Annotated in this window: 16 protein-coding genes; 8 read left to right on the top strand and 8 right to left on the bottom strand. The window is 72.2% G+C overall.

The window, feature by feature from the left end:
• The first annotated feature begins 26 nt into the window (after positions 1 to 26).
• The 5 genes from F4558_RS05470 to mug all read left to right on the top strand — a co-directional run bounded on the left by F4558_RS05470 (position 27) and on the right by mug (position 3,721).
• Complete coding sequence (locus tag F4558_RS05470) at positions 27 to 944, top strand: TIGR04222 domain-containing membrane protein (RefSeq protein WP_053657041.1); 918 nt, start codon at positions 27 to 29, stop codon at positions 942 to 944.
• Entirely contained in the window at positions 941 to 1,759 is an 819-nt protein-coding gene (locus F4558_RS05465) for an MbnB/TglH/ChrH family RiPP precursor modification enzyme (protein WP_167943357.1), read from the top strand. Before F4558_RS05470 ends, F4558_RS05465 begins: the two co-directional genes overlap by 4 nt.
• Positions 1,756 to 2,301: an SCO6045 C-terminal-like domain-containing protein gene (locus F4558_RS05460; RefSeq protein ID WP_167943356.1), complete on the top strand. Its 546-nt coding sequence runs from the start codon at positions 1,756 to 1,758 to the stop codon at positions 2,299 to 2,301. The genes F4558_RS05465 and F4558_RS05460 overlap by 4 nt, the downstream gene beginning before the upstream one ends.
• Positions 2,286 to 3,047 carry an SDR family oxidoreductase gene (locus F4558_RS05455; protein WP_167943355.1) on the top strand — a complete coding sequence of 254 codons (762 nt, stop codon included), beginning with the start codon at positions 2,286 to 2,288 and terminating at the stop codon, positions 3,045 to 3,047. Before F4558_RS05460 ends, F4558_RS05455 begins: the two co-directional genes overlap by 16 nt.
• 95 nt (positions 3,048 to 3,142) lie before the next feature.
• Positions 3,143 to 3,721, top strand: a complete 579-nt coding sequence (gene mug / locus F4558_RS05450) for a G/U mismatch-specific DNA glycosylase (protein ID WP_053657078.1) — start codon at positions 3,143 to 3,145, stop codon at positions 3,719 to 3,721.
• Between the two features lie 36 nt (positions 3,722 to 3,757).
• Here the strand turns inward: mug and F4558_RS05445 are convergent, their stop codons facing one another.
• The 3 genes from F4558_RS05445 to F4558_RS05435 all read right to left on the bottom strand — a co-directional run bounded on the left by F4558_RS05445 (position 3,758) and on the right by F4558_RS05435 (position 6,889).
• On the bottom strand, positions 3,758 to 5,734 hold the full coding sequence (locus F4558_RS05445; RefSeq protein WP_167947241.1) for an ABC transporter ATP-binding protein: 1,977 nt from the start codon (positions 5,732 to 5,734) through the stop codon (positions 3,758 to 3,760).
• Positions 5,735 to 5,847: 113 nt separating this feature from the next.
• Positions 5,848 to 6,615, bottom strand: a complete 768-nt coding sequence (locus F4558_RS05440) for an enoyl-CoA hydratase/isomerase family protein (protein WP_053657035.1) — start codon at positions 6,613 to 6,615, stop codon at positions 5,848 to 5,850.
• 46 nt (positions 6,616 to 6,661) lie between these two features.
• Entirely contained in the window at positions 6,662 to 6,889 is a 228-nt protein-coding gene (locus F4558_RS05435) for a helix-turn-helix domain-containing protein (RefSeq protein ID WP_007462679.1), read from the bottom strand.
• A gap of 204 nt (positions 6,890 to 7,093) precedes the next feature.
• Between F4558_RS05435 and F4558_RS05430 the strand changes: the two genes are divergently transcribed.
• The gene (locus F4558_RS05430; protein ID WP_082377537.1) at positions 7,094 to 7,693 is read left to right on the top strand and encodes a cadmium resistance transporter; all 600 of its coding nucleotides are present in this window, start codon (positions 7,094 to 7,096) and stop codon (positions 7,691 to 7,693) included.
• Positions 7,694 to 7,824: 131 nt separating this feature from the next.
• Here F4558_RS05430 and F4558_RS05425 read toward each other — a convergent pair whose 3' ends face one another.
• Positions 7,825 to 9,429 (bottom strand): ABC-F family ATP-binding cassette domain-containing protein, encoded by a 1,605-nt coding sequence (locus F4558_RS05425; protein ID WP_167943354.1) that lies wholly within the window; start codon positions 9,427 to 9,429, stop codon positions 7,825 to 7,827.
• Between the two features lie 262 nt (positions 9,430 to 9,691).
• On the opposite strand from F4558_RS05425, the gene ypfJ reads away from it, so the two are divergent.
• Positions 9,692 to 10,615, top strand: a complete 924-nt coding sequence (gene ypfJ / locus F4558_RS05420; protein ID WP_053657031.1) for a KPN_02809 family neutral zinc metallopeptidase — start codon at positions 9,692 to 9,694, stop codon at positions 10,613 to 10,615.
• A gap of 102 nt (positions 10,616 to 10,717) precedes the next feature.
• Here ypfJ and F4558_RS05415 read toward each other — a convergent pair whose 3' ends face one another.
• Positions 10,718 to 11,374, bottom strand: coding sequence for an acVLRF1 family peptidyl-tRNA hydrolase (locus F4558_RS05415; RefSeq protein WP_167943353.1), 657 nt, complete (start codon positions 11,372 to 11,374; stop codon positions 10,718 to 10,720).
• A 151-nt stretch (positions 11,375 to 11,525) separates the two neighbouring features.
• On the opposite strand from F4558_RS05415, the gene F4558_RS05410 reads away from it, so the two are divergent.
• Positions 11,526 to 12,734, top strand: coding sequence for an outer membrane protein assembly factor BamB family protein (locus F4558_RS05410; RefSeq protein WP_167943352.1), 1,209 nt, complete (start codon positions 11,526 to 11,528; stop codon positions 12,732 to 12,734).
• A gap of 94 nt (positions 12,735 to 12,828) precedes the next feature.
• On the opposite strand, the gene F4558_RS05405 is transcribed toward F4558_RS05410, so the two are convergent.
• From F4558_RS05405 to sufU, 3 genes are all read right to left on the bottom strand, one after another.
• Complete coding sequence (locus F4558_RS05405) at positions 12,829 to 13,476, bottom strand: LysE family transporter (protein ID WP_167943351.1); 648 nt, start codon at positions 13,474 to 13,476, stop codon at positions 12,829 to 12,831.
• Positions 13,477 to 13,782: 306 nt separating this feature from the next.
• On the bottom strand, positions 13,783 to 14,244 hold the full coding sequence (locus tag F4558_RS05400; RefSeq protein WP_053657023.1) for a metal-sulfur cluster assembly factor: 462 nt from the start codon (positions 14,242 to 14,244) through the stop codon (positions 13,783 to 13,785).
• 76 nt (positions 14,245 to 14,320) lie between these two features.
• A complete protein-coding gene (gene sufU, locus F4558_RS05395) occupies positions 14,321 to 14,794 on the bottom strand; it encodes a Fe-S cluster assembly sulfur transfer protein SufU (protein ID WP_053657071.1) in 474 nt (157 codons plus the stop codon).
• Between the last annotated feature and the right edge of the window lie 2 nt (positions 14,795 to 14,796).

Below are 14,796 nucleotides of genomic sequence, written 5' to 3'. Positions count from 1 at the left end.
GATCCCTCCGGCGACAGGAGCAGCCGATGATCGTCCACGCCGCGTCGGGCGACACCTGGGGCATCCCCGGCCCGACCTTCCTCCGGTACTACCTGATCGCGACCGCGGTTGTCGTCGCGCTCGCGGTGTGGCACCGGGTCCGGCTGGCAGCCGGCCCCCGGAGCGCCTTCGTCGATCCGCTCGGCCCGCAGCAGGCGGCGTACCTCAACGGTGGGCCCGGTCTCGCCGTACACGCCGCGCTCGGCGGGCTGCGCGGCAGCGGTGCGATCGGTGTCGGGCCGGACCGTCGGCTGCTCACCACCGGCCCGGCGCCAGCCGGGCTCACCCCGCTGGACCAGGCCATCCACTGGGCCGCCCACCAGCGTTCCCGGGCGCGGGACCTGGGCCGGGAGCAGCGGGTACGCACCGCACTCGACCAGCTCCGCACCGGCCTGGAGGAGCGCGGGCTGTTGCCGACCCCGGCGCGGCGGGCCACCGCACGTCGGTGGGTACGGATCCTCGCCGTCCTGCTGGTGCTCGGTGTGGTGCGGTTGGCAGCCGGTCTGTTCAACGGCCGCCCGGTGGGCTACCTGGCGACCACCCTGTTCGGCGTACTGGTGGCGGTCCTGCTGCTCTGGCGCGTACCGCAGACCACCCGTGCCGGTCGGGCGGCGTTGCGCGACCTGCGTCGTCAGCACACCCACCTGGCTCCCGGCTCGGCGCCCGCCTACGCCACCTACGGTGCGGCCGGCGCGGCGATGGGCGTGGCCCTGTACGGTGCCGCGTCGCTCTGGGCGATCGACCCCGGCTTCGCCGAGCAGGCCGAGATCCAGCGCCAGGCCCTCGCCGGCGGCTGGTCGTCGGGCACCGGCTCGTCGGGCAGTTCCGGCAGCTCCTGCGGGGGTGGCAGCTCCTGCGGCGGTGGCGGAGGTGGTGGCTGCGGCGGTGGTGGGTGCGGCGGATGACCGGCCCGTACGGCGTCGGCATCGGCTGGCGCCCGGAGATCGCCGGTTTCGTGGCCGAGCTGCCGGGGCTGCGCTTCGTCGAGGTGGTGGCCGAGTCGGTGCCCGCTACCGGGCCGCTCCCGCCAGGGCTGGCGCAGCTGCGCGAGCGCGACGTCACAGTCGTACCGCACGGGGTGCGGCTCTCCCTCGGCGGCGCCGAGCCGGTCGACCCGACCCGTGTCGCCCACCTGGCGGAGGTGGCGCAGCGGTTGGAAGCGCCGCTGGTCAGCGAGCACATCGCGTTCGTCCGGGCCGGCGGGCTGGAGGCCGGGCATCTGCTGCCGTTGCCGCGCAGCCGGGAGGCGGTCGACGCGGTCTGCGCCAACGTGGCCCGCGCACAGGCCGACCTGCCGGTGCCGATCGCGCTGGAACCGATCGCCGCGCTGCTCGACTGGCCCGACGACGAGCTGGACGAGGCCGACTTCCTCACCGAGATCCTGGACCGGACCGGCGCCCTGCTGCTGCTGGACATCGCGAACGTGCACGCCAACGCGCGTAACCGCGGCACCGACCCACTCGCGCTGCTCGACCGGCTGCCGCTGGAACGGATCGGCTACGTGCACGTGGCCGGCGGGGCGGAGCACGGCGGTTTCTACCACGACACGCACACCGATCCGGTGCCGCAGGAGGTGCTGGAGCTTGTCGGCGCGCTCTGCGCCCGCAAGCGGCCACCGGCGCTGCTCCTCGAACGCGACGGCGGCTATCCGCCGGCCGACGAGCTGCGCGCCGAACTGGACGCCCTGGCCGCGGCTGCGGGCTTCCCGGCAGTGACATGACAGGCGCTCCCCCGCCCACCGACGGCGGGCAGACCGGGGGCCGCCTCGCCGAGCGGCAGGCGGAGTTGGTGGCGGCGCTTGTCGCCGGAGGCCCGCCGCCGGCCGGGTTCGCCCCGGGGCCGCTTGCCGCCACTCGAACGGCGCTGCTGCGCAAGCGTGCCGGCGACGTGGCCCGGCACTGGCCGCTTCTCGCCGCCGGCCTCGGCAACCTCTGGTGGGCGACGTTCGCCGGCTGGGCCGACGGCCGCCCCACCGCCGGTTCGCTGCGCGACGGGTGGGACCTGGCCCGGCACCTCCGCGAGCGGAACGCGCTGCCCCCGGCGGGCGCCGAGGAACTGGCCATCCGGGAGGCGGGCCAACGCTACGACGGGCGACAGACGCCGCGTCCGCGCCGGTTGCCGTCCGTGGGCCGCGCCGGCGGCGCCGTCGCGGTGCAGATCGCCGGTCGGGTACGTCTGCTACGCCCCGCCCCACGCCCACCGGCCCCCGTTGAGGATGGCGCACCGGATGCGGCAGGATCGGCCGCATGGATCTCGGACTGACCGACCGGGTGTACGTGCTCACCGGCGCCTCCCGCGGCCTTGGCTATGCGACGGCGCAGTGCCTGGTCGCCGACGGGGCGCGGGTGGTGCTGTCGGCCCGCGACGCCGACGCGGTGGCCGCTGCCGCCCAGCAGTTGGGCGGCCCGGAGCACGCTGTCGGGCTGGCCGCCGATCTGGCCGCCCCGGAAACCCCTGAGCGGCTCGTCGCGGCGGCGCGTGAGCACTTCGGTCGGCTCGACGGCGCGCTGATCTCGGTCGGCGGCCCACCGCCCGGCAACGCCGCGTCGATCACCGACGAGCAGTGGCGGCACTCCTTCGAGACGGTCTTCCTCGGCACCGTCCGCGCGGCGCGTACTGTCGCCGCCGCCCTGCCCGAGGGCGGCGCGATCGGGCTGGTGCTCTCCACCTCGGCCCGCGGCCCGGTGCCCGGCCTCGGCATCTCCAACGGCCTGCGGCCCGGCCTGGTCGGTGTCGCCAAGGACATCGCCGACGACTACGGCCCGCGCGGCGTACGCGTCGTCGGTCTGCTCCCCGGCCGGATCATGACCGACCGCAACCGGGAACTCTTCGCCGCCACCGGCGACCCCGAGCAGGCCCGCGCCGAGGCCGAGGCCAGCATCCCGCTGCGGCGCATCGGCGACCCTGCCGAGTTCGGCCGCGTGGCAGCCTTCGTGCTCTCCCCCGCCGCAAGCTACCTGACCGGCCTCACCGTGCCGGTCGACGGTGGCGCGCTGCGCGGCCTGTGACAGCGGGCGCGGGCCGGCGCTCCGACACCGCCGGCACCGAACCGCCGACGCGGGCACGGTCGTCCACCGACCGAGCCCGACCGACGAGCGCGGATCTGCCGGCCGCCGCGCACCTCCGGCCGAGCCGCGCGGATCTCGCCGCCGCCGCCGACCGGACCATCCCCGACGTGCTCACGCCCGGCCTGGCGGTGCTTTTCGTCGGGATCAACCCCGGCCTCTGGTCGGCCGCCACCGGCCGGCACTTCGCCCGACCCGGCAACCGGTTCTGGCCGGCGCTGCACACGGGCGGGTTCACCCCGCGACTGCTGCACCCGAGCGAACAGGACGAACTGCCCGCCCTCGGACTCGGCATCACCAACATGGCCGCCCGGGCCAGCGCCCGCGCCGACGAGCTCAACGCCGAGGAACTCCTCGACGGCGCCGCGATCCTCGCCGACAAGGTGACCCGCTACCGCCCGCGCTGGGTGGCGGTGGTCGGCGTGACCGCGTACCGGATCGGTTTCGGCAGGCCGAAGGCCACCTTCGGGCCGCAGCCGGAGTCGCTGGCCGGGGCACGGCTGTGGGTGCTGCCCAATCCGAGTGGCCTGAACGCCCACTTCACGCCTGTCACGCTGGGTGCCGCGTTCGCCGAGCTGCGGGTGGCCACTGGCCTGCCCGACCGCCGCCAGGCGTGAGCGTTCTGCTCACCGGCAGATGCGCGGACCCTCGGGTCAGTTGGCGGCGGCGGGCGGCATCGCTTCGTCGGCGACGTACGTGCCCAGCGGCATGACGATCGGCTCGGGGCCTGTCGCGTCGACGAACGGCCGGGGCGAGTCGGCGACGGCGAACTGGGTGCGGTACAGCTCGGCGTAGAGCCCGCCGACCGCTACCAGCTCGTCGTGGCGACCCCGCTCGACGATCCGCCCACCGTCGAGGACCAGGATCTGGTCGGCGTCGCGGACTGTGGAGAGCCGGTGCGCGATCACCAGCGCCGTACGCCCGGCCAGCGCCACCGCCAGCGCCCGCTGCACGGCCGCCTCGCTCTCGGAATCCAGGTGCGCTGTCGCCTCGTCCAGGATCACGATCGACGGGGCCTTGAGCAGCAGCCGGGCGATGGCGATGCGTTGCTTCTCGCCACCGGAGAACCGGTAGCCGCGCTCCCCCACAGTGGTGTCCAGCCCGTCGGGCAACGACCGGACCAGGTCGGCGACCTGGGCACCGGCGAGCGCGGCCCAGATCTCGTCGTCGGTGGCGTCCGGCTTGGCGTAGCGCAGATTTTCGGCGATCGTCTCGTGGAACAGGTGCGAATCCTGGGTGACGACGCCGATCTCGTCGCGCAGGGAGGCGAGCGTGGCGTCGCGGACGTCCACGCCGCCGACCAGCACCTGACCGTCGGTCACGTCGTAGATCCGGGAGATGAGCATCGACAGCGTCGACTTGCCGGCGCCGGACGGGCCGACAAGGGCGACCATCTGCCCCGGCTCGACGCTGAACGAGACGCCCCTGAGTACCGGCTCGTTGACCGTCCGGTCGAGGGTGGAGACCTCCTCCAGGGAGGCGAGGGAGATCTCGGCGGCGCTCGGGTAGCGGAACCGCACGTCGCGGAAGTCGACCCGGCCGCTGCCGCGGGGCACCGGCACGGCGTCGGGCTTCTCCACGATGCCGGGCTCGAGGTCGAGCACCTCGAAGACGCGGTCGAAGGAGACAAGCGCGCTCATCACGTCCACCCGGACGTTGGAGAGCGCGGTGAGCGGCCCGTACAGGCGGGTCAGCAGCAGCGCGAGGGTCACCACTGTGCCCGCGCTGACACCACCGGTCACGGCGAGCCAACCACCGAGGCCGTAGGTGAGCGCCTGCGCCAGCGAGGCGACAAGCAGCATCGCCACGAAGAACGTCCGCGAGTACATGGCGGACTGGATGCCGATGTCGCGCACCCGCTCGGCCCGGCCGGCGAACCGGCGGGCTTCGATGTCGGGCTGCCCGAACAGCTTCACCAGCAGCGCGCCGGCCACGCCGAACCGCTCGGTCATCGTGGCGTTCATCTTGGCGTCGAGGTTGTACGCCTCGCGGGTGATGTCGGCAAGCCGCCGGCCGACCCGACGGGCCGGAATGATGAAGATCGGCAGGAGTACCAGCGACAGGGCGGTGATCTGCCAGGAGAGGGTGAACATCACCGCGGCGGTGAGGACCAACTGGATGACGTTGCTGACCACACCGGACAGGGTGGAGGTGAACGCCCGCTGGGCGCCGAGGACGTCGTTGTTGAGCCGGCTGACCAGGGCACCGGTCTGGGTGCGGGTGAAGAACTGCAACGGCATCCGCTGCACGTGGTCGTAGACCCGGGTGCGCAGGTCGAGGATGATGCCCTCGCCGATGCGGGCCGAATACCACCGCTGGGCCAGCGAGAGCAGCGCGTCGGCGACCGCGAGCGCGGCGATGAACAGCGCCAGCCTGATCACCAGCCGGCCGGCCTCGGTGCCACCCCTGCTGATCGCGTTGATGACGTCACCGGCGAGCACCGGGGTCGCCACGCCGATGATGGCGGCCAGGACCACTGTGACCAGGAAGACGATGATGTCGCGCCGGTAGGGCTGGGCGAACGCCACGATGCGCCGGGCCACCCCGCGCTTGAGGCGGTGGGTGGAGACCTCGTCGCGGTTGCGCAGCGACCGGAGCATGCTCCACCCGGCCATGCCACCGCCGGACATCGGGTTGGACACCGCTCACCTCCGGGTCATCGGGCGCACCGCACCGTCAGGCCAATTCTCCCGACGAGTGTGACAACCTCAGTCGTAACCCGGATCTTCCCGGACGTCCCTTACTATTCGCCGCGGCCGGCGAGGTCCCGCAGTCGGCGGGTCTGCGCCTCCCGCTCGGCGCGTTGCTGATCGGCGTGCGACCGCCCGGCCGCGCCGGCGATCAGCGCCTTGATCTCCACCACCGCGTCACGGGCGCCGGCGAGCAGGCCCGCCGTGAGGTCACGGACCGCGCCGTCAAGATCACCCGGGGGTACGACGAGTGTGGCCAGCCCGATCCGGTCCGCCTCGGCGGCGTCCAACCGTCTGCCGGTCGCGCAGATCTCCAAAGCCCGGGAGTAGCCGACAAGCTCGACGAGACGCTTCGTACCGGCCAGGTCAGGCACCAGACCCAGGGTCACCTCGGCCATCGACAGCTTCGCGTCGGCGGCCAGGACGCGCAGGTCACAGGCGAGCGCGAGCTGGAATCCAGCGCCGATCGCGTGGCCCTGCACGGCCGCGACGGAGATGATGTCCGGTCGGTGCAGCCAGGTGAAGCCGGCCTGAAGCTCGGCGATCTGGGCCGCGCACTCCTGCTCGGACAGCGTGGCCAGCTCGGCGAACGAGCCAGGGCCGGACGCGCCGGCCACAGCGAGGTCGAGGCCGGCGGAGAACGCACGCCCCTCGCCACGGACCACCACGACCCGCACATCACCGGGCAGGTCGCGGGAGAAGTCGCTCATCGCTCGCCACATCGCGGGCGTCTGGGCATTGAGCACGTCGGGCCGGCACAACGTCACCGTGGCGACCGGCCCGTCGCAGGCCAGCCGAACCCCGGTCGCCTCGGCGGTCACCGGGCGGCCCGGGGCGCGGCGCTGGTGAACGACGCGGAGTGGCGGGTCACGCCTTCTTGCGGCGACGGGCGCCGCCGCGCTGGCGCAGCTGCACCCCGGACTCAGTGAGCACTCGGTGGATGAACCCGTAGGAACGGCCGGTCGAGGCCGCCAGCGCGCGGATGCTTTCCCCCGAGGTGTACCGCTTTACCAGGTCCTTGGCGAGCGTCTGACGCTCGGCTCCGACGATCCGGCGACCCTTCTCAGTGCTGGTGGCTGTGCCAGTGGCTGCCATGCTGTGTCCTCACGTCCCAGACTGTGCGGTTCGGATACGGTCCCACCTATTAGACCGCCTTGAACGATCATGCGCCAGATATCAACTCTTCGCCAACCGACACGCTATGCAATGTCAGCTTCCCGATAGAGTGATCCTCACAATCGACTCCCCGCGCGCCGGCCGGGTACGGCGACATCGAGCCGCAGACCGTAGCCTTCGGCCGTGATCGACCTGCTGGGCACCGCGGCCGGCGCCGCCGTGGTCTTCGCCGCCACAAACATCGACGACATCGTCATCCTGACGATCTTCTTTGTCGCTGCCCGCACCACCGGCCGACCACACACCTGGCAGATCGTCGCCGGCCAATACCTCGGCATCAGTGCACTAGCGCTGGCGAGCGTGGTGGTCGCCGCCGGGCTGCTGGTGGTGCCGGACCCGTGGACCGGGCTCCTCGGCCTGCTGCCTATCGCGCTCGGCGTCCGCGCGCTGCGCGGCTCCGACGACGACGCGCCGGCCACTGTCGTCACCGGAACGCTCGGTGTCGCCGGGGTCACGATCGCCAACGGCGCCGACAACGTGGCCGTCTACGTACCCGTGTTCCGGGCCCTCGGCGCCGCCGACAGCGCGGTGTTCCTGCTGGTCTTCGCGCTGCTCATCGCGGCGTGGTGCGCCGTCGCGGCATGGCTGGGCGGGCACCGGAAGGTGGTCGGCCTGGTCGAGCGCGCCGGCCACTGGCTGGTGCCGGCGATCTTCGTCGCCATCGGGGTGGTGATCCTGGTCAGCTCCGGCGTGCTCGGCGCACTCGTCGACCTGCTCGGCTGAGCCGCCGGAGACCGACCACTGACCGCCCAACCCACCTCGGTGGGGCGCGCTGTCAGTCAGCTCCGGCTCGGCGCGGTCGGACCAGCCCTCGGCTCGGCATGCGGTCGGACCAGCTCCGGTCCGGCGCGCGGTCAGGCCAGCTCGACCAGTTCGAGGAGGTCGTCGCTCCAGGCGTCCTCGTCGCCGTCGGGCAGCAGGATGGCCCGGTCCGGCTTGAGCGCCAGCACAGCGCCCGGGTCGTGCGTGACAAGCACGATCGCACCCGGGTAGTTGGCGATGGCGTCGAGCACCTGCTCCCGGCTGACCGGGTCGAGGTTGTTCGTCGGCTCGTCGAGCAGCAGCACGTTGGCGCCGGAGCAGACAAGGGTGGACAGGGCCAGCCGGGTCTTCTCTCCACCGGAGAGCACCCCGGCCGGCTTGTTCACGTCGTCGCCGGAGAACAGGAACGCGCCGAGGATCTTGCGCAGGTCGGTGTCGGACTGCTCGACGGCGGCGGCCCGCATGTTCTCCAACACCGTCCGCTCCACGTCGAGCGTCTCGTGCTCCTGCGCGTAGTAGCCCAGCCGCAGCCCGTGCCCGGCATGCACCTCGCCGGTGTCCGGGGTGAGCAGCCCGCCGAGCATCCGCAGCAGCGTCGTCTTGCCAGCGCCGTTGAGGCCCAGGATTGCCACCCGGGACCCCCTGTCGACCGCCACGTTGACGTCGGTGAAGATCTCCAACGAGCCGTACGACTTGGACAGGCCGGTCGCGGTGAGCGGCGTCTTGCCGCACGGCGCGGGGCTGGGGAAGCGCACCTTGGCCACCCGGTCGGCGACCCGCACCTCCTCCAGGCCGGAGATGAGCTTCTCGGCGCGGCGTGCCATGTTCTGCGCAGCGACGGTCTTTGTGGCCTTGGCCCGCATCTTGTCGGCCTGCGCCATCAACGCGCCGGCCTTCTTCTCGGCGTTGGCCCGCTCCCGGCGGCGGCGGCGCTCGTCGGTCTCGCGTGCCTCCAGGTACGCCTTCCAGCCCAGGTTGTACACGTCGATGACGGATCGGGTGGCGTCGAGGAACCAGACCTTGTTGACCACCGAATCCAGCAGCGCGCCGTCGTGGGAGATCACGATGAGGCCGCCCTTGTGGTTGGCGAGGAAGCCCCGCAGCCACGTGATCGAGTCGGCGTCGAGGTGGTTCGTCGGCTCGTCGAGCAGCAGGATGCCGCCGCCGTTCTCGCCGGCGTCGCGGAACAGGATCCGGGCCAGCTCGATGCGCCGCCGCTGACCGCCGGACAGGGTGCCGATCGTCTGCGCGAGCGCGCGGTCCGGCAGGCCCAGGTTGGCGCAGATCCGTGCGGCCTCGGCTTCGGCGGCGTACCCACCGAGGGCGGCGAACTGGTCCTCCAGCGCGCCGTAGCGGCGGACCAGCTTCTCGGTGGCGTCCTCGGCGAGCTGGGCCTCGATCTCCTGCATCTGTGCCATGAGCACGTCGAGGCCGCGGGCGGAGAGCACCCGGTCGCGGCCGGTCACGTCCAGGTCGCCGGTACGCGGGTCCTGCGGCAGGTAGCCGATGGCGCTGCGCTTGTCGATCTGACCGCCGTACGGCTGGCCCTCGCCGGCGAGGACCTTGAGTGTGGTGGTCTTGCCGGCGCCGTTGCGGCCGACCAGGCCGATCCGGTCACCGGGCTGCACGCGCAGCGTGGTGTCGGACAGCAGGATCCGGGAACCGGCGCGCAGTTCCAGGCCGGTGGCAGTGATCATCTGTTTGGGGCTCGCTCTCGGGGTCCGGAAGGCTGACTCGGGGCACGCGAAACGGCCGGCGGGCTCAAGGGCCCGACGGCGCGGGGCGGTTCAGCCTTCGCAGCGCAGCACCTGACAAGTGTACCGGGCGCGGCTGGATGCCCTGCCGGATTACCAATCAAGATCATCGGGTACCGGAACCGCTGTCCGGACCCCCTTCCGGACAGCCATGACAGAACGACATCAAAAAGACATTCACCGGCATACGGCGATCGGGGTCAGCATGGAACTCAACGAGCGGGCCGAACTCGACACGTCCCAGGTCAACGACCGGGGACGCGGCGGCGGAGGCGGCGGTGGCCTCGGCATTCCCCTGCCCGGCGGCGGTGGGCGCGGCGGGATCATCGGCATCGTGGTGACCGTCCTGATCGCGCTCCTCGGTGGCGGGTTCGGCCTGAACGCCATGACCAACGGCGACGAGGGCGGCGGGCAGGCCGGCGGCACCGACCTGGAACAGCTGTGCTCGCGTGACAACCCCCAGCGCTTCGACGACGTACGGTGCCGCAACGTGCTCTACGTCAACAGCATCCAGGCGTACTGGCAGAAGGCGTACCCGGAGGTGGGCAACGGAAAGTACGAGCCGACCGACACCAACTTCTTCCAGGCTGCGGTCAACACCGGCTGCGGGCAGGCCGACTCGGGTGTGGGCCCGTTCTACTGCCCAGCCGACCGGCAGGTGTACATCGACCTGAGCTTCTACGACGAGCTGGCCTCCCGGTTCGGCGCCAAGGGTGAGTTCGCCCAGCCCTACGTGCTCGCCCACGAGTACGGCCACCACGTCCAGAACCTGCTCGGCACCAACGAGAAGGCCGGCCGGGGCGACCAGAGCGGCCCCCGCTCCGCGTCCGTCCGGTTGGAGTTGCAGGCTGACTGCTACGCCGGAGCCTGGGCCAAGTACGCCACCGAGAGCAAGGACAAGACCGGCCAGGAGCCGCTGTTCAAGTCGATCACGCAGGCCGACATCAGCGAGGCCATGCAGGCCGCCGAGGCGATCGGCGACGACAGCATCCAGGAGCGCTCCGGTGGGCAGGTCAACCCCGACCAGTTCACCCACGGCACCTCCGAGCAGCGGCAGCGCTGGTTCCAGCAGGGCTACGACCGGGGCGACCCGAAGGCCTGCGACACCTTCGGCACCGACCAGCTCTGACGGGTCGACGACGCCGACGCGGGCGTCTCGACGGCCGGTCCCGGCCGTCGGGGCGCCCTTTCGCATCACCGGGCTCGGTCTCGCCGCGCAGCCGAAGCCTGGTCAGGCGGGCGGAGCGGGATCCCGGACCAGGATGCGGACCGCCCGGGCGGCCGCCACCGAGGCGACAAGCACAGCGTGTCGAGGCTCGGGAACGTCAAGCAACCGCTCGGCCCGCAGCGCGGCCAGCGGAGCCAGGCGCCGGTCGGCGAGGATGCCGTCGACAGTGCGGCGATCGCCTCCGGCCACCACGGCGTCGAGCGTGCCGACCTCGGGCAGCAGCAGCCGTACCGCGAGTTCGACAGCCTCGCCGAGCGCGGCCTTCGCCTGGTTGTCGCGCCGACGGGCGAAGCGGTGCTGGGACCAGCCGCCGGCGGCGGTACGACCCTGCACGTAGCGACTGTCCACCTTGGAGACGACCAGGCCCTCCCCCGCAGCCACGCCCATCGCCACGGCGCTCTTTCGCGCCAGCAACAGCCCGATCCGGCGTGGGGCGGCGGCAGCGGCGAGAAACCCCTGCAGGTCGCCGCCGGGGTCCGCGCCGGGCGGGGCGTGCAGCTCGGCTGTGGCCCCGTCGGGGGCGGTGAGCAGCAGCCCGTACCCCTGGATGGTCGTGGTGGGCGGGCCGTGCCGGTCGGCGAAGCCCTCGACCCAGCGCCCGACGCGGGCCGGGTCGACCTCGACCCAGCGGCCCCCTCCGGCTGCGGGTCGGCTGCTCATGTGCCCGAACCTACGGCACCGCAGTGCCTGCGGCCCGCCCGGCCACCCCATCGCCCGGCCGAGCGCCGTGGTGACGCGCTGGAGGCAGAGCGTCGGCCTGATCCGTCAGCGTCGGGACATTGACTGTCCTTAGTACGCTCCCGCCGACCGATTGCTGTATCGGACCGTTGCCGGCGGCAGTCACCGCCACCCATCGACGAGGAGACTCACGAGCAACGACGGAAAGCTGTGGGGGCACGACCCGGAGACGGGTGCGGAGCTCTTCACGATCCAGAGGAGCAACGGCCGGGTCTACGTCGGCCCGGACGGCGGCATCTTCGTGCAGAACAACGAGCAGAGCAGGTACTTCGACGCCCAGGGCTCGCTGCTGTGGGAGCGACCGATGCCCTCTCATGGATCCACCACAGACAGGGTCTTTCGCCAGGAAGTGGTCGCCATGGGCACCGGCATCGTCGTGCTGCGCGACTGCCTCCTCCCCGGCCCCGGATGCGCCTACACCGGGTACGGGACCACCGGGGGCGTGGTGTGGACGGCGACGGGCCCCCAGGGCGTCCGCGCCCCCGTGATCGGCGCCATGTCCCACCGGAAATCACTCACCACCGACGGCATCACCGTCGCCCCCACAGTCGTCGTGATGCCCGCTCAGGAGGCAGTCCGGGGATCGCGCGTGCCCGGGTCGACAGTGGTAGGCGGGGCCGACGACCAGGTGATCGGCACCACACGCGGCGACGCGAAAGCCGTCATCGGCGACACTGTGGTGCTGGACGCCGGCGACTGCCAGTTCGCCGCCGCCCGGGGAGGTCAGATCCTCTGGACCACCCGGGGCATGCCCTGCGAGGAACGCACGGGCGACCGCACCCACCCGCCGCGCTACTACAAGAGCCGTCTCTACCTGCCGACGTTCACAGACGGCGAGATGACCGACACCGCCACCGTCAACCTCGACGACGGGCAGTGGCGCATGACCGGCCCGCTCCTGACGGCCAGCTCGGACTACACACTGCCGGCGGCCACGGCAGGCGTGGCTGGCGACGACATCTGGGTCGTGCGGCGCGGTTCGCGACTCACCGCTGTGGACGCCGCCACCGGCAGGGAACTCTGGACCCACGATGCGCCCGGAAACCTTCCACCTGGCGTCGGGAACGGAACCGTCGTGGTGACCTCCGTACTGAACGCCAGGCTCACCGAACTCGCCGGGCATCCCCTGATCGGCGACAAGCGCACGGCCTACCTCGTCACAGTGCTCGACGCGCGCACCGGGCAGACGACCGCTCGTCTGATCATGACAGCCCGGGTGTGGCCTCCCGAAGGCGTCGGCGTAGCGCCCGGGCGAGCCTTCACATCCAGGGCTGGCCGCTGAGCGACGAGGACGACGCCGGCGTCGTGGGCCGGCCGAGCGCGGCTCGACAGGGACCCGACTGACAGGTGCGGGTGACGACAGCGGCGCGGACCGATCAGCCGGGCAGCATGGCGGCCACCGCCAGCGCGGCGATGAGCGCGCTGGAGACCAGACCGGTGACCAGCCGCCCGCGCGGTCCGGTCAGCGCCCGCCCGACCATCGTGCCGCCGCCCGCGACGAGCAGTTGCCAGCTCGCCGACGCCAGGAACACACCGGTCACGAACAGCGTCGCGTCGATCATGCCCACGTCGGCGGTTCCCGAACGGCCCAGCACCAGCGCGGCGAAGTACAGCACTGTCATCGGGTTCAACAGGGTCAACCCGAGCACCGCTGCGTAGGCCCGCCCCGGAGTGCTCAAACCCCGACCGCTCGGCGAGGACCTGCCCACCACCGGCGCGGACGCCTGCTCAGAGCGGTGGGCCGCCCAGGTCCGCCAGAGACCGTGTGCGGCCAGCCCCAACAGGACCACCGCGGCGAGCACCCGCAGCGGGCCGGCGACCGGCGCGATGGCACCCGCCAGGCCGGCGCCGCCGAGCACCGCGACCGCCGCGTACAGGCCGTCAGCCGTCGCCACCGCGAGCGCCGCCGCCGCACCGACCCGGAACGAGGTACGGGCACTGAGCCCGAGGATGAGGACGGCGATCGCACCGACCGGGATGGCGACGCCGTAGCCAGCCACCGTGCCGGCCAGGAAGACGCTCACCGACGTCGGTGCCGGACCGAGACGCGTGCCCGCGCCAGCCGCTGTCGCCGCACGGCAGTCGCCGCACGAACAGGGGTCTGGGTCGGGTACGCCTCAATCACAAGCGCATCCTGCATCCCCACCCCACGCCCCTGCCACCGATTTCCCCGGCGACCCGCCCTCACCTGAAGATGTTGGCGGGAAAAGTGCTGCCTGCGGGCTCAGAGGGCAGCACGTTCGGTGCTGGTGCGGCTCTGGAACGCGTCGAGCGCGACGCCCTGGTGGGGCATCGCGCTCGACGGGCAGAGCTGACCGGGTGTGGCCTGCTCAGACGTTGAAGCCGAGGGAACGGAGCTGGTCCCGACCCTCGTCGGTGATCTTGTCCGGCCCCCACGGCGGGAGCCACACCCAGTTGATCCGGATGTCGTTGACCAGGCCGCCGCCCGGGCCGGTGGTAAGCGCCTGCCGGGTCTGGTCCTCGATCACGTCGGTCAGCGGGCACGCCGCCGAGGTGAGCGTCATGTCCAGGGTGGCGACGTTCTCGTCGTCGACGTGCACGCCGTACACCAGGCCGAGGTCGACCACGTTGATGCCCAGCTCGGGGTCGACGACGTCCTTCATCGCCTCCTCGATGTCGGCGATCATGGCCTTGCTGACGCCGGCCGTCGGGGTGGCGGCGTCGCCGGCACCCGGCGTCGCGGCACCGTCGGTCGTCACGGCGTCGGTCTGCGGCGCCGCGGTGGCGTCACCAGCCTCCGGCGTCGCCGCGGTAGCGGTGTTCTCGCTCATGCCGTCCCTCCGCTTCGCTGCGTGATGCCATCCGGCACCACCGCTTTGCACCTGTGATTCCCGCGCTGCCGGTCGCTCACGCCTTCACCTCCGGGCTCGCGCCCACACCGGCGCGTGCCGCAGCGTCCTTGAACGCCATCCACGGCAGCAGCGCGCACTTGACCCGGGCGGGATAGCGGGCAACACCCGCGAAAGCCACCCCGTCACCGAGTACGTCCTCGTCCGGCGTGACCTGACCACGACCGGACATCAACTCGACGAACGCCTCGTGCACCTCGAAAGCTTCCCCGGCGTCCCGGCCGCGCAGCAACTCGTGCAGCACGCTCGCCGAGGCCTGGCTGATCGAGCACCCCATCCCGTCGTACGAGATGTCGTGCAGCACGGCGCCGTCGGTGGCCACCCGGACGGTGACCTCGTCGCCGCAGGTCGGGTTGACGTGGTGCGCCTCCGCGACCCGGTCACCCGCGTCGTCGGCGTCGCGCAGGCCACGCCCGTGCGGATGCTTGTAGTGATCCAGGATGATCTCCTGGTAGAGCTGGTCGAGCTGCACCA

It is taken from the genome of Micromonospora profundi, from assembly GCF_011927785.1.
In the GTDB taxonomy this organism is placed as follows: domain Bacteria; phylum Actinomycetota; class Actinomycetes; order Mycobacteriales; family Micromonosporaceae; genus Micromonospora; species Micromonospora profundi.
This window is presented reverse-complemented; position numbering and strand designations above follow the sequence as displayed.